Source organism: Streptomyces sp. NPDC101225, assembly GCF_044767585.1.
GTDB lineage: Bacteria > Actinomycetota > Actinomycetes > Streptomycetales > Streptomycetaceae > Streptomyces.
Genome location: NZ_JBIWOE010000020.1, coordinates 57,395 through 76,168 on the forward strand (window position 1 = coordinate 57,395; position 18,774 = coordinate 76,168).

Below are 18,774 nucleotides of genomic sequence, written 5' to 3' on the forward strand. Positions count from 1 at the left end.
GTATCAGTTCCGTCCCGCCCCAGCCCGTTCCAGTCCGTCGGGAGGCAGGAATGCGCGCCCTGATCGCCGCCGCGACCGGACTCGCCGTCGCTCTCGCGCTGATCCTCACGATCACCGCGACGGGGTCGCCGACGGGAAAGACGTCTCCGAAACCGCTGCTGACGACGGTGCCGTCGCACCCGTAGCCCGCACGTCAGCCGTCCGCCCGGGAGGCCGAGATGCGCCGCAAGGCCAGTCTGGTCCTGCTCGCCTTCGCCGTGTTCTTCGCGGCCCTTTCCCCGCTGCTGCGCTGGTACGCCTTCCCGCGCCTGGCCAAGATCCCGGCCGACCAGTACCAGGACATGGTCCTGGAGGCGAAGGGCGCGACGCTCCTCGACTACGGCACGATGAAGGCGCGCAAGGTCTCCAAGGTCACCATCGTGCAGACCCTCAAGGGCAACGTGGAGGCCGGGAAGAAGATCGAGCGGACGGCGGGCCGGGACGTCGTCGTCTGGGACGGCCTCTCCTACGTCCAGGGCCCCGACGGCCGGATGGTCTCCGAGATCCCCGAGCGCTACATCTTCGACGCCCACAGCCAGGACCCGGTGCACGCCACCGGCGAGATGGTCGACGGCGACCCGGTGAAGCGGGACGGCATCGAGTTCAAGTGGCCGTTCCTGACGCAGAAGCGTGACTACGAGTACTTCGACGCCCAGACCCGCACCACGAACCCCATCCACTACCGGGGCACGCGGGACTTCCGCGGCCTGACGGTCTACTACTTCGAGCAGACCGTCCCCTGGACCAAGGTCCCCTTCCCCAAGGTCATGCCCGTCAAGGGGATCACCCCCGAGTCGGTCGCCGGGACCGGCACCACCCGCTGGTACACGACCGTCCGCCGGTTCTGGGTCGAGCCCGTCACCGGGGCCCCCGTCTACGGCGAGGAGATCCACAAGGAGGAGCTGCGCGGTGGCACCCTCCTCGGCGGACGCGACAAGGTGACGGCCTTCGCCGGCCACGTGAAGATGCGCGAGGACTACATCGAGCACACCGTCGCCCTGGTCAAGTCCAACCGCACCCTCGTCCTGCTGCTGACGTCCTACCTGCCCTGGGGCTTCCTGGTCCTCGGCGCCCTGCTGCTCGCCCTGTCGCTGTGGCTGGAGGCCCGCGGCCGCCGCCGGGCCGATCCGGAACCCGCCGAGTCCCCGGCGCCGGAACCGGTCGGTGCCTGAGCCGGCCCGCCCGAACCGTCAGCGCCCGAGGCGCGCGTTGGTGTGCCGCGTCGGCTCGGCCGAGGCGGGGTCCTCGGGCCACGGGTGCTTCGGATACCGGCCCCGCAGCTCCGCCCGTACGCCCTTGTAGCCGTCCTTCCAGAACGACGCGAGGTCGGCGGTGACGGCGGCCGGGCGGCCGGCGGGCGAGAGCAGGTGCACGAGCAGCGGCACGCCCGCGACGGCGGGCGACGCGTGCAGCCCGAACATCTCCTGCAGCTTCACGGCGAGCACGGGCTGTTCCGGATCGCCGTAGTCGATCCGGATCCTGGACCCGCTCGGCACGGCGATCCGCTCCGGCGCCAGCTCGTCCAGCCGGGCCGCCTCCCCGCCGGCCCACGGCAGCAGCCGGCCCAGCGCCCGCCCGGCGTCGATCCGCGCGAGGTCGGCGCGCCGCCGCGCGCGGCCCAGCTCGGGTTCCAGCCACTCGTCCACGCGCGCGTGGAGCGCCTCGTCGGACACGTCGGGCCAGGGCTCCCCGAGGTGCAGCCGCAGAAAGGCGAGCCGCTGCCGCAGCACGGCCGCGTCGGGCGTCCACCGCAGCAGACCGAGCCCCTCCCGCCGCAGCCCGTCCACCAGCGCCTCGCGTACGAGCACGGGGTCGGCGTCCGCCAGGGGCCGCGCCGCCAGCTCGATCGCGCCCAGCCGCTCCACCCGCCGCGCCACGACGTCCCCGCCGGCCCAGCGCACCTCCTCGTCCGCGCGGTACAGCGAGGCCGCCGCCGAGCGGGCCGTGTCCTCGTCCACCGCGGCGGCGAGCTGCACGCGCGCGTGCCCCGTGCCGACGGGACGGTCCGCGACGGCCACCGCGATCCAGGACGCGCCGCGCAGGGGACTGCCGGCGCGCAGCTCGGCGCGCGTCCCGGAGGCCATGAGATAGGAACCCCCGTCGGCCCTGGCCACCCGCTCGGGGAAGGCCAGCGCCGCGACGAGGCCCACGGTGCGGTCGTCCGCCGCCGCCGTGCGCCCGCCCTCCCGCGTCAGCCGGCGCACCTCCGCCCGCCACCGTCCCGCGTACGCGTCACCGCCGCGCCGGGCCGTGCGCAGCGCGGCCGCCAGGTCGTCCCCGTACTCCCGCGGCGCCTCCTCGGACAGCAGCGCGACCACGTCGGCCCCCTCGCCGGACGTGTCCAGCAGCGCCCGCCCGAGCCGTGGGTGCAGCCCCAGCCGGGCCAGCCGCAGGCCCCGCTGCGTGGCCCGCCCGGCCGGGTCCACCGCGCCGACGGCCGTCAGCACGTCGCGCGCCGCCGCCATCGCCCCGGCCGGCGGCGGATCGAGCAGCGCCAGCCCGGCGGCGCCCGGATCGCCCCAGCAGGCGGCCCGGAGGGCGAACGCCGTCAGGTCGGCCACCTTGATCTCCGGCGCCGGGAACCGCGGCAGCCGGGCGTCCTCGGCCTCCGCCCAGCACCGGTACACCGCTCCGGGCGCCTCCCGCCCGGCCCGCCCCGCCCGCTGCCGGCCGGCCGCCCGCGAGGCCCGTACCGTCGTCAGCGCGCTCAGCCCGCGCGCGTGGTCGACCCGCGGCTCGCGCGCGAGCCCCGAGTCGACGACCATCCGGACGCCCGGAACCGTCAGCGACGACTCGGCCACCGACGTGGCGAGCACGACCCGGCGCCGCGCGCCCGGCGCCAGCACCGCGTCCTGGACGGCGGCCGGCGCCCGCCCGTGCACCTGGAGCACGTCGACCCCGCCGAGCTCCCCCAGCTGCCCTGCCACGCGCGCGATCTCACCGACGCCCGGCAGGAAGCACAGCACGTCCCCGTCCCGCTCGGCCAGCGCCCGCCGTACCGTCGACGCCACGTGCGTCAGGAGCGCCGGGTCCACCCGCATCCCGTGCGGCGGCCGCACCGGCCGCGCCGGCGGCGCCCACACGACCTCGACCGGGTGCGAGACCCCGGCCGCCTCGACGACCGGCGCCCCGCCCAGCAGCCGCGCCCAGCCCTCGGCGTCCGTCGTCGCCGACGCGGCCACCAGCCGCAGCTCCGGCCGCAGCGTCTCCCGTACGTCCCACAGGAAGGCCGCCGCGGTGTCCGCGTCCAGATGCCGCTCGTGGCACTCGTCGAGCACCACCACGTCGACGCCCGTCAGCTCCTGGTCGCGCTGGAGCCGCTGGAGCAGCACACCGGTCGTGACGACCTCCACGCGCGTGTGCCGCCCGACGACCCGCTCGCCGCGCACGGTGTACCCGATGCTCGCGCCGGCCTGCTCGCCCAGCAGCCACGCCATCCGGCGCGCCGCCGCCCGCGCCGCGATCCGCCGCGGTTCGGCCACCAGCACGCGCCGTGCGGGCCCGTCCCTCAGCAGCCCCGCCAGCTCCAGCGGCACCAGCGTCGTCTTGCCGGTGCCGGGCGGCGCGACCAGGACGGCCGTGCCGCGCTCCTCCAGCGCCTCGTCCAGAGCGGGCAGCGCGCCGCGTACCGGCAGCGGTTGCAGAGCGTCGTGGCGGATCACCCGCTCAGTCTCTCCCGCGGCCTCCGGCCGGGGGTGCCCCCCTGTCGCCTCGCTCGCACACGAAGACGGCCGTGCCCGGGATCAGGTTTCCGCGCAGCGGCGACCATCCGCCCCACTCCGAGGTGTTCCAGGCCGGCCACTCCGGCTCGACCAGGTCCACCAGCCTCAGGCCCGCCGCGACGACGTCCCGGACCCGGTCGCCGATCGTGCGGTGGTGCTCGACGTAGACGGCACGACCCTCCTCGTCCTGCTCGACGTAGGGAGTGCGGTCGAAGTACGAGGACGAGACGGTCAGCCCCTCCGGTCCGGGCTCGTCCGGGAAGGCCCAGCGGATCGGGTGGGTGACCGAGAAGACCAGGCGGCCGCCCGGACGGAGCACCCGGTGCACCTCCTTCAGCACCAGGACCGGGTCGGCGACGAACGGCAGCGCGCCGTACGCCGAGCACACCAGGTCGAAGGAGCCGTCGGCGAACGGCAGCGCACCCGCGTCGGCGCACACCAGGGGGAACGAGCCGCCGATGCGCAGCGCGTGCTGGAGCTGGCGGTGCGAGATGTCCAGCGCGACCGGGCGGGCGCCGTGGCCGGCCAGCCAGCGCGAGCACTGGGCGGCCCCGGCGCCGATCTCCAGGACGTCCTTGCCGTTCAGCTCCTCCGGCGGGCCGAGCAGCTCCGCCTCCACCTCGTCGAGGCCCTCGGGGCCCCACACGAAGCGGTCGTCGCCGAGGAACGTGCCGTGCTCGACCTGATACTCGTCCGCGTTCCTGTCCCACCAGCCCCGGTTGGCCCGGGAGCTCTCCACGGCGCCGGCCGTGCGGCGGGTCGCCTCGGGTTCGAACGCTTCGGCCTCTTGGATGATCGGCTCCCTCGTCGTACTCTTCCGTCACCTTCGCGGTGGCGCCGGCCCCTCCGGCCGTGTCACGGAAGGGGTCTGCCGGACCCTGCGTGGCCTCCGGAGACGGTTCTTGTGCCGGGTATGGGGCGATCCGCCCCGGGTGTGCGCGTTCGTGCGTTGACCCTGTCCGGCTGCCCCCGTATGCTACAAGTTGCGCTGCGGGCCTGCGCACCTCAGACGTAGCAGGCTGCGCTCGCATCTGTTGTATGTCCCCTCGGTTGTCGAGGCGTCGCCATCAGAATCTGATGGGGCGCTTCCTTGGCTGTCCGGCTTCTGCAGAGCGAAACGGGCTCCCGGCGTAAGCAGTACCTACGACTCAATGTCCGTACCGGAGCCCTTTCCCACATGACGAGCAGCACCGAGACCACCGCCACCACCCCGCAGGTTGCGGTCAACGACATCGGTAACGAGGAAGCCTTCCTCGCCGCGATCGACGAGACGATCAAGTACTTCAACGACGGCGACATCGTCGACGGCGTCATCGTGAAGGTCGACCGGGACGAGGTCCTGCTCGACATCGGTTACAAGACCGAAGGTGTCATCCCGAGCCGCGAGCTCTCGATCAAGCACGACGTCGACCCGAACGAGGTCGTCGCCGTCGGAGACGAGATCGAGGCCCTGGTCCTCCAGAAGGAGGACAAGGAAGGCCGCCTGATCCTCTCGAAGAAGCGCGCCCAGTACGAGCGTGCCTGGGGCACCATCGAGAAGATCAAGGAAGAGGACGGCATCGTCACCGGTACCGTCATCGAGGTCGTCAAGGGTGGTCTCATCCTCGACATCGGCCTCCGCGGCTTCCTCCCGGCCTCCCTGGTCGAGATGCGCCGCGTCCGCGACCTCCAGCCCTACGTGGGCAAGGAGCTCGAGGCCAAGATCATCGAGCTGGACAAGAACCGCAACAACGTGGTCCTGTCCCGCCGTGCCTGGCTGGAGCAGACCCAGTCCGAGGTCCGCCAGACGTTCCTCACGACCCTGCAGAAGGGTCAGGTCCGCTCCGGTGTGGTCTCCTCGATCGTCAACTTCGGTGCCTTCGTGGACCTGGGCGGCGTCGACGGTCTGGTCCACGTCTCCGAGCTGTCCTGGAAGCACATCGACCACCCCTCCGAGGTCGTCGAGGTCGGCCAGGAGGTCACGGTCGAGGTCCTGGACGTCGACATGGACCGCGAGCGCGTCTCCCTGTCGCTGAAGGCGACCCAGGAAGACCCGTGGCAGCAGTTCGCCCGCACCCACCAGATCGGCCAGGTCGTGCCCGGCAAGGTCACGAAGCTGGTTCCGTTCGGTGCGTTCGTCCGCGTGGACGAGGGCATCGAGGGTCTGGTCCACATCTCCGAGCTGGCCGAGCGTCACGTGGAGATCCCGGAGCAGGTCGTCCAGGTCAACGACGAGATCTTCGTCAAGGTCATCGACATCGACCTCGAGCGCCGTCGCATCAGCCTCTCGCTGAAGCAGGCCAACGAGTCCTTCGGTGCCGACCCGGCCTCGGTCGAGTTCGACCCGACCCTGTACGGCATGGCCGCGTCCTACGACGACCAGGGCAACTACATCTACCCCGAGGGCTTCGACCCCGAGACCAACGACTGGCTCGAGGGCTACGAGAAGCAGCGCGAGGAGTGGGAGCGCCAGTACGCCGAGGCGCAGACCCGCTTCGAGCAGCACCAGCAGCAGGTCATCAAGAGCCGCGAGGCCGACGCCGCTGCTGCCGCCGAGGGCGGCGACAACGCGGGTGCGGCTCCGGCCGCGTCCGGTGGCGGTTCGTACTCCTCCGAGGGCCCGGACAACTCCGGCGCGCTGGCCTCGGACGAGGCGCTCGCCGCCCTGCGCGAGAAGCTCGCCGGCGGCCAGAGCTGACCGCTCGCCGCTGAGGCACGGCCGAGACGGCTGAGGGGCCGCACCTTTCGGGGTGCGGCCCCTCGGTGCTGCCCGGAAGGAGCGCGGCGGGAATGCCCCTGCTCCAGGGCGCGTTGAGACGTACGAACACGAGGAGGAGCGGTCACAGTGCTTGATCCGCAGGGTTTGTACGCATGGGAGCCGAAGGGCCTGGCCGTGGTCGACATGGCGCTCGCCCAGGAGTCGGCCGGTCTGGTCATGCTCTACCACTTCGACGGATACATCGACGCGGGCGAGACCGGCGACCAGATCGTCGACCGGGTCCTCGACTCGCTGCCCCACCAGGTCGTCGCACGCTTCGACCACGACCGGCTCGTGGACTACCGCGCCCGCCGGCCGCTGCTCACCTTCCAGCAGGACCGGTGGACCGGCTACGAGGACCCCACCATCGAGGTCCGGCTCGTCCAGGACGCCACCGGAGCGCCCTTCCTGCTGCTGTCCGGCCCCGAGCCGGACGTGGAGTGGGAGCGTTTCGCCGCCGCCGTCCAGCAGATCGTGGAGCGGCTCGGCGTGCGCCTGTCCGTGAACTTCCACGGCATCCCCATGGGCGTCCCGCACACCCGCCCCGTGGGCCTGACCCCGCACGGCAACCGCACCGACCTGGTCCCGGGCCACACCAGCCCCTTCGACGAGGCGCAGGTTCCCGGCAGCGCCGAGTCGCTGGTCGAGTTCCGCCTGATGGAGGCCGGGCACGACGTCCTCGGGGTCGCCGCGCACGTGCCGCACTACATCGCGCGGTCCACGTACCCGGACGCGGCCCTGACCGTCCTGGAGGCCATCACGGCGGCCACCGGGCTGGTGCTTCCCGGCCTCGCGCACTCCCTGCGCACGGACGCGCATCGCACCCAGACGGAGATCGACCGGCAGATCCAGGAGGGCGACGAGGAGCTGACCGCGCTCGTCTCGGGCCTGGAGAACCAGTACGACGCCGTCGCGGGTGCCGAGAGCCGCGGCAACATGCTCGCCGAGCCCGTCGAGATCCCCTCGGCGGACGAGATCGGCCTCGAGTTCGAGCGCTTCCTGGCGGAGCGCGAGGGGGACAACTGACCTCCGGCGATCCCGCGGCCGGAGCCAGGCCCTAGGCTTCCGCTCATGCTGAAGGTGGGTCTGACCGGCGGAATCGGTGCCGGCAAGAGCGAAGTGTCGCGGCTGCTCGTGGAGTGCGGTGCCGTGCTGATCGACGCCGACCGCATCGCGCGGGAGGTGGTCGCGCCCGGAACGCCCGGCCTGGCCGCGGTGGTGGACGCCTTCGGGCAGGAGGTGCTCGCCCCCGACGGCGGCCTGGACCGGCCGAAGCTCGGCTCGATCGTCTTCGCCGACCGGGAGAAGCTGGCCGTCCTGAACTCGGTCGTGCACCCTCTGGTGGGCGAGCGTTCCCGCGAACTGGAGACGGCGGCCGCCGAGGACGCGGTCGTCGTCCACGACGTGCCGCTCCTGACGGAGAACGGCCTGGCTCCGCTGTACGACGTCGTGATCGTCGTCGACGCCCGCCCCGAGACCCAGCTCGACCGCCTCGTACGCCTGCGCGGCATGACCGAGGAGGACGCCCGCGCGCGGATGGCCGCCCAGGCGACCCGCGAGAAGCGCCGCGAGATCGCGGACATCGTGATCGACAACGACGTGCCGCTGGGGGAGCTCCGGGACAGGGTGCGGGAGGTCTGGGCGGAGCTGGTGCGCCGGGCGCGGACGTAGGGTGCGCCGCCGCGACCACAGGAATAGCGGCCCTGGCAGGGGCGTTGAACGCTGTCAGTGAGGGAAGGACTGAGCCGTGCCCGACACCAGCGGTTCGACCGGACGTACTCCGGAGACGCATGTCATCGACTTCCGTGCCGCCGAGCAGCTGCTCAACGCACGGGACCCGCGGGGCGCGGTGAAGTTGCTCGACGGAGTCATCGCCGCACACCCGGAGAACACCGCCGCCCGGCTGCTGCGCGCGCGTGCCTTCTTCGCCGCCGCGCAACTGCGGCCCGCCGAGCTGGAGTTCACGATCGTGCTGGAGCGCGAGCCGGACAACGCCTTCGCGCACTTCGCCCTCGCCCGCACCTTCGAGCGCCGCGGCGAGAGCGGCCAGGCCAGGCGCCACTTCAGGCTGGCGGCCGCGCTGGACCCCAATCCCCAGTACCTGAAGGCGGCGCGCTTCGAGTCGTGAGGCGGACGCCCGTCAGGACCTGCCGCGAGACCCGCCCTCCGGCGGCCGGTACGGCGGGACGTCGCGGCCGGGCTGGTAGTGCGGGCCCTGGCGGATGTGCCGCAGCACGACGGTCAGGTCGACGGTGATCACCAGCCACAGCACCCCGCAGGCGGCCGCCCACCCGGGGTGCCCCGACAGCGCGAAGGCCGCCGTGCCGACGACCGCCCAGAGCAGTCCCCACACACTCAGCCAGAACCGCGCGCGCAGTGCACTGCGCGCGGTCGTCGGCTCACTGCCCGTACGCATCGCGGTCGTCGCTCCTGCTGGCAACGTACTCTTCGGGACGGACCTTCACCAAGGGCAACGGGACCAGGGGGTGGCCGCATGCTGCCGGATGCCGACGAGCTCGCCGAGGTGCTGCTGGACCTCGCCGTACCGCACGAGGACATCAACGCGCTCGTCCGGATGGGCCGGCGCGTGACCGACGACCCGGAGCTGCTGCGGTTCCTGGAGGGGTCGGTGGACGAGCTCGTCCGCGGCATGGGGGAGGTCGGCGGCGCCGTGGACCTGCCCCAGCTCGACTGGGCGTCGGGGCCGCTCCAGCGCTGCTTCCCCGTGTACGTGTTCGTCGCCGCCCTGCCGTTCACGCGCGCGTACCACCGCGCGCGGGGCGTCCCGGACGACGTCTCCCGGCGCACCCTCGCCGACCTGGGGCGGAACATGGCCGTGCACCGGCGGCGGCACGGCCGGGCGGGCGTGCAGGCACCGTGGTGGCTCACCCGCCACTTCCGGGGTGAGCTGTACCAGCTGGGGCGGCTGCAGTTCGAGCGGACGCGGCCCGGGCAGCGCACCGCGCGGACGCTCACGGCGGCCGGCCTGGACCTGGCGGACGGGGCGCTCTGCCTCAACCTCCACATCCCGGACCATCTGGGCCCGCTGTCGCCGGCGGCCTGCGAGCGTTCGCTGGCGCTGGCGGCGGAGTTCTTCGCACGGCACCATCCCGAGGAGAAGTTCCGGGCCGCGCTCTGCCACTCCTGGCTGCTGGACCCGCAGTTGAAGCAGTACCTGCCCGCCGGCTCCAACATCCTGCGCTTCCAGGACCGCTTCCGCCTCGCCCGCGAGGACCGGGAGCAGGCCGACACGGAACCCGTCCAGTTCGTCTTCGGGGACCCGGAGTTGCCCGTCGCGACCCTGCCGCGTCGCACGGCGGTGGAACGGGCGGTCGGCGACCATCTCAGGGCGGGCGGGCACTGGTACATCGGGCACGGCTGGTTCCCGCTCTAGGTCCAGGGACGGCGTCCGCGGAAATCCCTCCGGCGGCGATGAGTTGCGCGGCGATCGACGGTCTACCCCCGTGACAGCAGCACGCACCGCTTCCACCGCTTCCACAGGAGAACCCCATGTCCGAGACCACCGCCCGCGTCGCCTCCGCCCCCGTCGTCGCCGAGTCCTCGAGCGCCCGCGGCCGCCGCGCCAGGATCGCCCTGCGCACCGTGCAGGTGCTGATCGCCCTCTTCTACGTGATCGCGAGCGCCCTGCCCAAGCTGATCGGCAACCAGTACGCCGTCGACGCCTTCGACAAGATCGGCTGGGGCGGCGCGGGCATGTACACCATCGGCGCGCTCGAACTCGCCGGGGGCGTGGCCCTGCTGGTCCCGGTGCTCCAGTCGGTCGCCGCGATCGCGCTCAGCGCGCTCATGGTGGGCGCGTTCGTCGTCCAGATGACCGTCTTCGGCGGCGAGAACGCGGCGACCCCGCTGATCCTGATCGTGCCGCTGGCCCTGATCGCCTGGGCCCGCCGGGGCTCCACCACCGATCTGCTGCGCCTGGTGCGACGACGGTCGTGAGCCGCTCCGCGCCACGCTCCGACGGCGGTGGCGTCCGGCGGGACCCGAGTGGTCCGGGCCGGACGCCACCGCCGTGCGTCACGGTTCGCCGGGGCCCTTGTCCTTCGGGGTGCCGCCGCCCATCAGGCCCCGCAGGCGCTCCAGCTCGCGGCGGTCGCGCTTGGTCGGGCGGCCCGCGCCGCGGTCGCGGACGCCCGCCGGGGCGAAGGCCTCACGAGGCGGCGGGGGAGGAGAGTTGTCGACGTAGCAGGCGGCCGCCACGGGGGCGCCCACGCGCTTGCGGATCAGGCGTCTGACGATCACCACCCGCTCACGCCCCTCGTGCCTCAGGCGCACCTCGTCGCCGATGCGGACGGTGTGGGAGGGCTTCACGTTCTGCCCGTTCACCCGCACATGCCCGCCCTTGCAGGCGGTGGCGCCGAGGGAACGGGTCTTGATCAGGCGTACGGCCCAGATCCAGCTGTCGATCCGCACACTCGCGCCGTCCGCCGGGCCGGCCGCCTCGGCGGCGGCGATCGCCGCGGCGACCTTCGGGTCGACGGCGGTCCCGGCCGCTTCCGCCGCGGCGGTGCCCCGCCCGCCCGTCTCCTCGTCACCTTCGGAAGCCATGCCCTCGACCTTAGCCTTCCCGCGCGGGTCCGCCCGGCGGTTTTCCGCCCGCGTCCCGCCGCCGTCCCGGAGGCCACCGCCGTACCGTTGTGGCATGGACAGCCTGGCCGACCTCGACCGCCGCGTCGCCGGATGCCGCGCATGTCCCCGGCTCGTGCAATGGCGCGAGGAGGTCGGCCGGACCAGACGTGCGGCCTTCCGGGACTGGACGTACTGGGCGCGGCCGGTGCCCGGCTTCGGCCCCGCCGACGCCCCGCTGCTGATCATCGGCCTGGCTCCCGCCGCCCACGGCGGCAACCGCACCGGACGCATGTTCACCGGTGACCGGTCCGGGGACGTGCTGTACCAGGCGCTGTACGACGTGGGGCTGGCGAACCGGCCCACCGCGGTGAGCCGGGACGACGGGCTCGCCCTGCGCGGCGTGCGCGTCACCTCGCCCGTGCACTGCGCCCCGCCCGGGAACAAGCCCACACCGGGGGAGCGGGACACCTGCCGGCCCTGGCTGGTGCGGGAGCTCACGCTGCTGCGGCCGGTCCTGCGCGCGGCCGTGGTGCTCGGCGCCTTCGGCTGGCAGGCCGCGCTGCCCGCGTTCGCCGAGGCGGGCTGGACGGTGCCCCGGCCGCGGCCCGCGTTCGCGCACGGCACGCGCGTGCCGCTCGACGGCCTCGACCTCTTCGGCTGCTTCCACGTCAGCCAGCGCAACACCCTTACCGGGAAGCTCACGCCCGAGATGCTGCGGGACGTGCTGCGCACGGCCGGGCGGGCGGCGGGGCTGCCGGTGACATGAGGCGGCGACGGCGGCCGCGCAGGGGTTATGGTCGCCCGATGCCCCTCTACCCGGAGACCGAACCCTACGACCACGGCATGCTCGACGTCGGTGACGGCAACCGCGTGTACTGGGAGACCTGCGGGAACCCGGACGGCAAGCCGGCGCTCGTGCTGCACGGCGGCCCCGGATCCGGCTGCTCCCCGCATTTCCGGCGGCTGTTCGACCCCACCGCCTACCGGATCGTGCTGCTCGACCAGCGCGGCTGCGGGCGTTCCACACCGCACGCGAGCGCGTACGACACGGACATGAGCGTCAACACGACCCCCCATGTCATCGCCGACCTGGAGCTGCTGCGGAGGCACCTGGGGATCGGGCGCTGGCTGGTGTGGGGGGTGTCGTGGGGGTCGGTGCTCGGGCTGCGGTACGCGCAGACGCATCCGGGGGCGGTCTCCGAGCTCGTGCTGACGGGCGTGGCGACCGGCTCCAACCCCGAAGTCGCCCTGCTGACCAGGGGACTCGGACGGATCTTTCCGGCGGCCTTCGAGACGTTCCTCGGTGAGCTGCCCGCCGGCGAACGCGGCGGGAACCTGGCCCGCGCCTGCAACCGGCTGATCGAGTCGCCCGACCCCACGGTGCGGGCACGGGCGGCGCGGACCTGGACGGACTGGGAGACGGCGACGATCCCCGCGCCGCCGGGGTCGGTCGAGCGCTACGAGGACGACGCGTTCCGCATGGCCTTCGCCCGCACCGTCACCCACTACTGGGGCAACGACCACTTCCTGGGCGAGGGCAACGACGAAGGCGTCGTCCTGCGCGACGCGGACCGGCTGAAGGACATCCCCGGCACCCTCGTCCAGGGCAGCCTCGACTTCGGCAACCTCCTCGGCATCGTCTGGCGGCTGCACCATGCCTGGCCCGGAAGCGAGTTGGTGGTCGTGGACGACGTCGGGCACACCGTGGGGGTGCCCGGCATGCAGGAGGCGCTGGTCGCGGCGACCGACAAGTACGTGCTCAGCGACCGCCGTTGACCCCGGTCCTGGTGCGGTCGCGCATGTCCTAGGACTCCCCGGGCTCCCCCGGCTCCCCGAACAGGTGGCGCACGGTGGAGCTGTAGTTGGTCCGTACGTGGGCCAGTGCCTGCGCGCGGGCGCGTTCCGGGTCGCCGGAGGCGATCGCTTCGTACAACTCGCGGTGCTCCACCAGGAGATGGGGCCACTCCTCGTTGCGCCGGGTCATCCAGCGCAGCCGGCCGGCCACCGGCTCCAGGGCCTCGGTCAGCAGGCTGTTGCCGGCCATGGCCACGATGCGGTCGTGCAGCCGGCTGTTGACGTCCGTGATCGCCTCGGCGTCCCCCGCGCCGGTCGCGGCGGCCGCGAGGTCGAGCAGCTTCTCCACCTGGGCCAGGTCCTCCGGCGTCGCACGGGCCGCGGCGAGCCCGGCGGCGTAGACCTCCAGGGCCTCGCGCAGTTCGAAGAGCTCCTGGACGTCCTGCCGGGTGAGGCGGCGCACGAGCGCGCGGCGCGGTGTCTCGAAGTGCACGAAGCCCTCCGCGACCAGCGCGCGGATCGCCTCGCGGACCGGCACCCGGGAGACCCCGAAGCGGTCGGCCAGTTCCCGCTCGACCAGCCGGTCGCCGGGGCGGAGGGTGCCGGAGATGATCTCCTGCCGCAGGCCGGCCAGCACGCGTTCGCGGATCGCGCCCAGGGGTTCGATCTTCGTCGGGGAACTCATGGCCCCATTTTCCCCGACGCCGGGGAGGTTTTACGGGGCGGTAACGCGCACGACTTCGGTCCGAGTGCTTGACGGCGTCAGCATGCCGCTGTTTGGTATACCAAACGGCTGCCGTCCTCCGTCCGCTCCTCCCTGGAGGCCCCGTGTCCCTCGCCGATCGCGCCGCAGCCACCGGCGCCCCAGCCTTCACGCCCGACCCACGCCTCACCAACGAAGACCTGGCGCCCGCCAAGCAGCGGAACTGGAAGGTCTTCGACCTCTTCGCCATGTGGATGTCCGACGTCCACAACCTCGGCAACTACACCTTCGCCGCCGGCCTGCTGGTCCTCGGCATGAACGTCTGGCAGGTCTTCACCTCGCTCCTCGCCGGCTTCGTGCTGATCTACATCGGCATGAACTGGATGGGCCGGATCGGCCAGCGCCACGGCGTGCCGTTCCCGGTCGTCAGCCGCGTCAGCTTCGGCGTCTGGGGCGCCAACGTCCCGGCCCTGATCCGGGCCGTGATCGCCATCATGTGGTACGGCATCCAGACCTATCTCGCCTCCGTCGCCGTCAACGTGATGCTGCTGGCGGCCTGGCCCGGCCTGACGTCCTGGACCGAGCACTCCTTCCTCGGACTCGACGCCCTCGGCTGGACGTCGTTCCTGTCGCTGTGGGTGATCCAGGCGCTGATCATCAGCCGCGGCATGGAGTCCGTGCGCAAGTTCCAGGACTTCTGCGGCCCCGCGATCTGGCTGGTGATGATCGCGCTGGCCCTGTGGGTGCTGTCCAAGGCCGACTGGAGCATCTCGCTCACCTCCACCCCGCACCCGGTCTCGACCGGCGAGCAGTGGAGGCAGTGGTTCGGCGCGATCGGGCTGATCCTGGCCACGTACGGCACGCTGATGCTGAACTTCTGCGACTTCTCGCGCTTCGCCCCGGACTACCGCACCGTCCGCCGCGGCAACTTCTGGGGCCTGCCCATCAACTCCACGGCGTTCGTGGTCGTTTCGGTGATCGTCACGGCCGGCTCGCTGAAGGTGTTCGGCGAGGCGATCACGGATCCCGCGGAACTGGTGGCGAAGATCGGCAACACCTGGGTGCTCGTGGTGTCCGCCTTCACGTTCGCCGTCGCCACCATGGGCGTCAACATCGTCGCCAACTTCGTCTCCCCGGCGTACGACCTGGCCAACGTGTGGCCGCAGAAGATCAGCTTCAAGGTCGGCGGCATGATCAGCACGGTGGCGGCCCTGCTGGTGACCCCGTGGAACCTGTTCTCCAACCCCACGGTCGTCAACTACTTCCTCGGCGGCCTCGGTGCCTTCCTGGGCCCGCTGTTCGGCGTCATCATGGTCGACTACTACCTGATCAAGCGCGGCAAGGTGGACGTGGAGCAGCTGTTCTCCGCGGCTCCCGGCAGCCGTTACCACTACCGCAAGGGCGTCAACCCGCGTGCCCTGTTCGCCTTCCTGCCCGCCGCCGCGGTCGCCGCGGTGCTCGCACTGGTGAAGACGTTCAGCGACGTCGCCCCGTACTCGTGGTTCGTCGGCACGGCGCTCGGGGCGGGCCTGTACCTGTTCCTGGGCCGCCGGGGCGAGCGCGCCGTGCGGGAGGTCTGACGGAGGTGCGGATCGTCGTCACCAACTGCAACACCACGCAGGAGATGACCGAGGAGATCGTGCAGGGAGCCCGGGCCGCCGCAGGCCCGGGCACCACCGTCCTCGGACTGACCCCCGTGTGGGGCCCGGAGTCGGCGGAGGGCTGGCTCGACAGCTACCTCTCGGCCGCCGCGGTCATCGACCTGCTGCGGACCTACGAGGGTCCCTCGTACGACGCCGTCGTGATGGCCGGGTTCGGGGAGCACGGGCGTGAGGGCGTGCGGGAGCTGACGGACGTACCGGTGGTCGACATCACCGAGGCCGCGGCGCATCTGGCCTGTCTGCTCGGGCGCCGCTACGGCGTCGTGACGACGCTGGAGCGCTCGTGCGGCCAGATCGAGGACAGCCTGGAGCTGGCGGGGGTGGCCCGCAACTGCGCGGCCGTGGCCGGGACCGGCCTCGGTGTGCTCGACCTCGGGGACACCGACCGCACGGAGGCGGCGTTCCTCGCCGCCGCCGAGCGGGTGCGGGAGGCCGGGGCCGAGGTGCTGGTGCTGGGGTGTGCCGGGATGACGGGGCTGCAGCGGGCGGTCGGCCAGAAGCTCGGGCTGCCGGTGGTCGACGGGGTCGGCGCGGCCGTGAAGCTGGCGGAGTCGCTGGTGACGCTCGGTCTGACGACCAGCCGGGCGGGCGGCTACGCGAAACCGGTGCCCAAGCGGCGGGCGTGGGGGCCGGGGGCCTCCGGCTGGTCCTGAGCCCGGCCGGCCAGGTGGAACAGCAGCTTCCGCGCGGGGCACCCGGAGGCCCGGACCCTGTGGGCCCTGCGGGAGCACGGACCGTTCGTCGCACCGTCGCGACCGTTCACCGATGCGGGCGGTCGCCACGGTTCCCGTGTTCTAGGTGGTGCCTACAATGGTCTTACATCCTGGTGATCTGCATCACAGGAGGAGGCGTTCATGAGTACCCCGACCCCTGATTCCCCAACGATCGCGGACCCCGGTCCGCTCGGCCTCGCCGCCTTCGCCGCGACGACCTTCGTCCTCAGCGTCTTCAACGCCAACCTCATCACGGACCAGAAGCTCATCTCCGTGGTGCTGCCGCTCGCCCTCTTCTACGGCGGGCTGGCCCAACTCCTCGCCGGTATGTGGGAGTTCCGCAAGGGCAACACCTTCGGAGCCACCGCCTTCAGTTCCTACGGCGCCTTCTGGCTGGCCTACGCCGCCTACGCGAAGTTCGTCGTACCCGGCCTGCCCGTCTCCACCGCGCACCAGGCGAGCGGCCTGTTCCTGCTGGTGTGGGCGGTCTTCACGGTCTACATGGCCGTCGCCGCGACCCGGACCACGGGCGCCATCCTGGCGGTGTTCGTCACCCTGGCCGCCACGTTCATCGTCCTGTGCATCGCCGAGTTCGCGCAGTCGCCCGACACCGCCAAGGCCGGCGGCTGGCTCGGCCTGGTCACCGCCGTGTGCGCCTGGTACGCGTCCTTCGCCGGTGTCACCAACTCCACGTACCACCGTTCCGTCGTGCCCGTCTTCCCGAACATCGGTGAGCACCTCCGGCCGCACCGCGGCCACCACGGCGGCCCTGTCGCCGGAGCCCACGCATGACCGACACCGGTGGCGGAACACTCTCCAATCTGCTGCACGAGGAGCGGCGGTTCCCCCCGCCTCCCGAGCTGGCCGCAACGGCCAACGCCACCGCGGCGGACTACGAACGGGCCGACACCGACCGCCTCGCCTTCTGGGCCGAGGCGGCCGGCCGGCTGGACTGGGCACGGCCCTGGGACGAGGTCCTGGACTGGAGCCGGGCCCCCTTCGCCCGATGGTTCACCGGCGGCCGGCTCAACGCGGCGTACAACTGCCTGGACCGGCACGTCGCCGCCGGTCACGGCGACCGGGTCGCCTTCCGCTGGGAGGGTGAGCCGGGCGACACCCGCACCCTCACCTACGCCGAACTGACCGCGGACGTCTGCCGGGCCGCCAACGCCCTGCAGTCGCTCGGCGTCGGCACCGGCGACCGGGTGGCGATCTACATGCCGATGATCCCGGAGACGGTGGTGGCGATGCTGGCCTGCGCCCGCATCGGCGCCCCGCACACCGTGGTCTTCGGCGGCTTCTCCGCCGAGGCGCTGCGCGGCCGGATCCTCGACTGCGACGCCCACGTGGTGATCACCGCGGACGGCGGCTACCGCAAGGGCAGCCCCTCGGCACTGAAACCGGCCGTCGACGAGGCACTGCGGGAGTGCCCCGACGTACGCAGTGTGCTGGTGGTCCGCCGTACCGGCCAGGAGGTCGGCTGGACCGACGGCCGCGACGTGTGGTGGCACGACGCCGTGGACGGGCAGCCGGCCGAGCACGAGGCGGAGGCGTTCGACAGCGAGCACCCCCTGTACATCATGTACACCTCCGGCACGACCGCCCGCCCGAAGGGAATCCTGCACACCACCGGCGGCTACCTCACCCAGGCCGCCTGGTCGCACTGGGCGGTGTTCGACGTCAAGCCCGAGCGGGACGTGTTCTGGACGGCGGCGGACATCGGCTGGGTCACCGGCCACTCGTACATCGTCTACGGGCCCCTCGCCAACGGCGTCACCTCCATCCTCTACGAGGGCACGCCGGACACCCCGCACAAGGGCCGCTGGTGGGAGATCGTCGAGAAGTACCGGGTGACGATCCTCTACTGCGCGCCGACCGCGATCCGCACCTTCATGAAGTGGGGCGGCGAATTCCCGGCCGACTTCGACCTGACGTCGCTGCGCGTCCTGGGCTCGGTCGGTGAGCCGATCAACCCGGAGGCGTGGATCTGGTACCGCAAGCACATCGGCTCCGACCGCTGCCCGGTGGTGGACACCTGGTGGCAGACGGAGACCGGCGCCCAGATGATCAGCCCGCTGCCCGGGGTGAGCGTCTGCAAGCCCGGTTCGGCCCTGCGCCCGCTGCCCGGCATCGCCGCGGACGTCGTCGACGACACGGGCAAATCGGTCCCCGACGGCGCCGGCGGCTATCTGGTCCTGACCGAACCCTGGCCCGGAATGCTGCGCACCATCTGGGGCGACGAGCAGCGCTACGTCGACACGTACTGGTCGCGCTTCCCGGGGATGTACTTCGCCGGGGACGGCGCGAAGAAGGACGAGGACGGAGACATCTGGCTGCTCGGCCGGGTCGACGACGTCATGAACGTCTCCGGCCACCGCATCTCCACCACGGAGGTCGAATCGGCCCTGGTCTCCCACCCGTCCGTCGCGGAGGCCGCGGTCGTCGGTGCGACCGACGCCACGACCGGGCAGGGCGTCGTGGCCTTCGTCATCCTGCGCGGCGACGCGGGCGGGCAGGGCGGCGCGCAGGAGACGGCGGCGCAGCTGCGCGCCCATGTCGCCAAGGAGATCGGCCCGATCGCCCGGCCGCGGCAGATCCTGGTCGTCGCGGAACTCCCCAAGACCCGCTCCGGCAAGATCATGCGCCGGCTGCTGCGGGACGTGGCCGAGAACCGGGACCTCGGGGACGTGACGACGCTGACCGACTCGGCGGTGATGGACGAGATCCGGGACCGGCTGCCGTCGGCGGGCGGTGGGGAGGAGGAGGCGTAGCGAAGGTCCGCCCGCCGGCACCGCTCAGGGGCGCCACTCGTACCGCA

19 protein-coding genes are annotated in these 18,774 nt (G+C 72.4%); 14 read left to right on the top strand and 5 right to left on the bottom strand.

Annotated features, from left to right (window positions below):
- Nucleotides 1-50 precede the first annotated feature (50 nt).
- Both ACIRPX_RS26115 and ACIRPX_RS26120 read left to right on the top strand, forming a co-directional pair.
- Nucleotides 51-185 (top strand): SPW_0924 family protein, encoded by a 135-nt coding sequence (locus ACIRPX_RS26115; protein WP_404199138.1) that lies wholly within the window; start codon nucleotides 51-53, stop codon nucleotides 183-185.
- A 33-nt stretch (nucleotides 186-218) separates the two neighbouring features.
- On the top strand, nucleotides 219-1,211 hold the full coding sequence (locus ACIRPX_RS26120; RefSeq protein ID WP_404199141.1) for a DUF3068 domain-containing protein: 993 nt from the start codon (nucleotides 219-221) through the stop codon (nucleotides 1,209-1,211).
- Nucleotides 1,212-1,229: 18 nt separating this feature from the next.
- Here the strand turns inward: ACIRPX_RS26120 and hrpB are convergent, their stop codons facing one another.
- Both hrpB and ACIRPX_RS26130 read right to left on the bottom strand, forming a co-directional pair.
- Nucleotides 1,230-3,701 (bottom strand): ATP-dependent helicase HrpB, encoded by a 2,472-nt coding sequence (gene hrpB, locus ACIRPX_RS26125; RefSeq protein ID WP_404199144.1) that lies wholly within the window; start codon nucleotides 3,699-3,701, stop codon nucleotides 1,230-1,232.
- Between the two features lie 4 nt (nucleotides 3,702-3,705).
- A complete protein-coding gene (locus ACIRPX_RS26130) occupies nucleotides 3,706-4,557 on the bottom strand; it encodes a class I SAM-dependent methyltransferase (protein WP_404199396.1) in 852 nt (283 codons plus the stop codon).
- Nucleotides 4,558-4,938: 381 nt separating this feature from the next.
- Here ACIRPX_RS26130 and rpsA point away from each other — a divergent pair, with 381 nt between their 5' ends.
- From rpsA to ACIRPX_RS26150, 4 genes are all read left to right on the top strand, one after another.
- The gene (gene rpsA, locus ACIRPX_RS26135) at nucleotides 4,939-6,438 is read left to right on the top strand and encodes a 30S ribosomal protein S1 (protein WP_404199147.1); all 1,500 of its coding nucleotides are present in this window, start codon (nucleotides 4,939-4,941) and stop codon (nucleotides 6,436-6,438) included.
- A 147-nt stretch (nucleotides 6,439-6,585) separates the two neighbouring features.
- Entirely contained in the window at nucleotides 6,586-7,524 is a 939-nt protein-coding gene (locus ACIRPX_RS26140; protein ID WP_404199150.1) for a PAC2 family protein, read from the top strand.
- 45 nt (nucleotides 7,525-7,569) lie between these two features.
- On the top strand, nucleotides 7,570-8,169 hold the full coding sequence (coaE, locus tag ACIRPX_RS26145) for a dephospho-CoA kinase (RefSeq protein WP_404199153.1): 600 nt from the start codon (nucleotides 7,570-7,572) through the stop codon (nucleotides 8,167-8,169).
- A 76-nt stretch (nucleotides 8,170-8,245) separates the two neighbouring features.
- Nucleotides 8,246-8,626, top strand: coding sequence for a tetratricopeptide repeat protein (locus ACIRPX_RS26150; RefSeq protein ID WP_404199156.1), 381 nt, complete (start codon nucleotides 8,246-8,248; stop codon nucleotides 8,624-8,626).
- 12 nt (nucleotides 8,627-8,638) lie between these two features.
- Here ACIRPX_RS26150 and ACIRPX_RS26155 read toward each other — a convergent pair whose 3' ends face one another.
- The gene (locus tag ACIRPX_RS26155; RefSeq protein ID WP_404199158.1) at nucleotides 8,639-8,914 is read right to left on the bottom strand and encodes a DUF6343 family protein; all 276 of its coding nucleotides are present in this window, start codon (nucleotides 8,912-8,914) and stop codon (nucleotides 8,639-8,641) included.
- 78 nt (nucleotides 8,915-8,992) lie between these two features.
- On the opposite strand from ACIRPX_RS26155, the gene ACIRPX_RS26160 reads away from it, so the two are divergent.
- Nucleotides 8,993-9,892, top strand: a complete 900-nt coding sequence (locus tag ACIRPX_RS26160; protein WP_404199161.1) for an acyltransferase domain-containing protein — start codon at nucleotides 8,993-8,995, stop codon at nucleotides 9,890-9,892.
- A gap of 116 nt (nucleotides 9,893-10,008) precedes the next feature.
- The gene (locus ACIRPX_RS26165) at nucleotides 10,009-10,455 is read left to right on the top strand and encodes a DoxX family protein (RefSeq protein ID WP_404199163.1); all 447 of its coding nucleotides are present in this window, start codon (nucleotides 10,009-10,011) and stop codon (nucleotides 10,453-10,455) included.
- 78 nt (nucleotides 10,456-10,533) lie between these two features.
- On the opposite strand, the gene ACIRPX_RS26170 is transcribed toward ACIRPX_RS26165, so the two are convergent.
- Nucleotides 10,534-11,064 carry an RNA-binding S4 domain-containing protein gene (locus ACIRPX_RS26170; RefSeq protein WP_404199166.1) on the bottom strand — a complete coding sequence of 177 codons (531 nt, stop codon included), beginning with the start codon at nucleotides 11,062-11,064 and terminating at the stop codon, nucleotides 10,534-10,536.
- A gap of 94 nt (nucleotides 11,065-11,158) precedes the next feature.
- On the opposite strand from ACIRPX_RS26170, the gene ACIRPX_RS26175 reads away from it, so the two are divergent.
- Nucleotides 11,159-11,851 (top strand): uracil-DNA glycosylase, encoded by a 693-nt coding sequence (locus ACIRPX_RS26175; protein WP_404199169.1) that lies wholly within the window; start codon nucleotides 11,159-11,161, stop codon nucleotides 11,849-11,851.
- Nucleotides 11,852-11,889: 38 nt separating this feature from the next.
- Nucleotides 11,890-12,861 (top strand): prolyl aminopeptidase, encoded by a 972-nt coding sequence (gene pip, locus ACIRPX_RS26180; protein WP_404199172.1) that lies wholly within the window; start codon nucleotides 11,890-11,892, stop codon nucleotides 12,859-12,861.
- Between the two features lie 28 nt (nucleotides 12,862-12,889).
- On the opposite strand, the gene ACIRPX_RS26185 is transcribed toward pip, so the two are convergent.
- Complete coding sequence (locus ACIRPX_RS26185) at nucleotides 12,890-13,564, bottom strand: GntR family transcriptional regulator (protein WP_404199175.1); 675 nt, start codon at nucleotides 13,562-13,564, stop codon at nucleotides 12,890-12,892.
- Between the two features lie 143 nt (nucleotides 13,565-13,707).
- On the opposite strand from ACIRPX_RS26185, the gene ACIRPX_RS26190 reads away from it, so the two are divergent.
- From ACIRPX_RS26190 to acs, 4 genes are all read left to right on the top strand, one after another.
- Nucleotides 13,708-15,162, top strand: a complete 1,455-nt coding sequence (locus tag ACIRPX_RS26190; protein WP_404199178.1) for an NCS1 family nucleobase:cation symporter-1 — start codon at nucleotides 13,708-13,710, stop codon at nucleotides 15,160-15,162.
- A gap of 5 nt (nucleotides 15,163-15,167) precedes the next feature.
- Nucleotides 15,168-15,896 (top strand): aspartate/glutamate racemase family protein, encoded by a 729-nt coding sequence (locus tag ACIRPX_RS26195; RefSeq protein WP_404199181.1) that lies wholly within the window; start codon nucleotides 15,168-15,170, stop codon nucleotides 15,894-15,896.
- A 201-nt stretch (nucleotides 15,897-16,097) separates the two neighbouring features.
- Entirely contained in the window at nucleotides 16,098-16,748 is a 651-nt protein-coding gene (locus ACIRPX_RS26200; protein ID WP_404199183.1) for an acetate uptake transporter, read from the top strand.
- Nucleotides 16,745-18,727, top strand: coding sequence for an acetate--CoA ligase (acs, locus tag ACIRPX_RS26205; RefSeq protein ID WP_404199186.1), 1,983 nt, complete (start codon nucleotides 16,745-16,747; stop codon nucleotides 18,725-18,727). Before ACIRPX_RS26200 ends, acs begins: the two co-directional genes overlap by 4 nt.
- Nucleotides 18,728-18,774 lie beyond the last annotated feature (47 nt).

Excerpts from the sequence above, each read along its gene's own strand:
- ACIRPX_RS26115 (WP_404199138.1), top strand. The coding sequence starts at position 51 with ATGCGCGCCCTGATCGCCGCCGCGACCGGACTCGCCGTCGCTCTCGCG.
- ACIRPX_RS26120 (WP_404199141.1), top strand. The coding sequence starts at position 219 with ATGCGCCGCAAGGCCAGTCTGGTCCTGCTCGCCTTCGCCGTGTTCTTC.
- rpsA (WP_404199147.1), top strand. The coding sequence starts at position 4,939 with ATGACGAGCAGCACCGAGACCACCGCCACCACCCCGCAGGTTGCGGTC.
- coaE (WP_404199153.1), top strand. The coding sequence starts at position 7,570 with ATGCTGAAGGTGGGTCTGACCGGCGGAATCGGTGCCGGCAAGAGCGAA.
- ACIRPX_RS26155 (WP_404199158.1), bottom strand. The coding sequence starts at position 8,914 with ATGCGTACGGGCAGTGAGCCGACGACCGCGCGCAGTGCACTGCGCGCG.
- ACIRPX_RS26160 (WP_404199161.1), top strand. The coding sequence starts at position 8,993 with ATGCTGCCGGATGCCGACGAGCTCGCCGAGGTGCTGCTGGACCTCGCC.
- ACIRPX_RS26165 (WP_404199163.1), top strand. The coding sequence starts at position 10,009 with ATGTCCGAGACCACCGCCCGCGTCGCCTCCGCCCCCGTCGTCGCCGAG.
- ACIRPX_RS26170 (WP_404199166.1), bottom strand. The coding sequence starts at position 11,064 with ATGGCTTCCGAAGGTGACGAGGAGACGGGCGGGCGGGGCACCGCCGCG.
- ACIRPX_RS26175 (WP_404199169.1), top strand. The coding sequence starts at position 11,159 with ATGGACAGCCTGGCCGACCTCGACCGCCGCGTCGCCGGATGCCGCGCA.
- pip (WP_404199172.1), top strand. The coding sequence starts at position 11,890 with ATGCCCCTCTACCCGGAGACCGAACCCTACGACCACGGCATGCTCGAC.
- ACIRPX_RS26185 (WP_404199175.1), bottom strand. The coding sequence starts at position 13,564 with ATGAGTTCCCCGACGAAGATCGAACCCCTGGGCGCGATCCGCGAACGC.
- ACIRPX_RS26200 (WP_404199183.1), top strand. The coding sequence starts at position 16,098 with ATGAGTACCCCGACCCCTGATTCCCCAACGATCGCGGACCCCGGTCCG.
- acs (WP_404199186.1), top strand. The coding sequence starts at position 16,745 with ATGACCGACACCGGTGGCGGAACACTCTCCAATCTGCTGCACGAGGAG.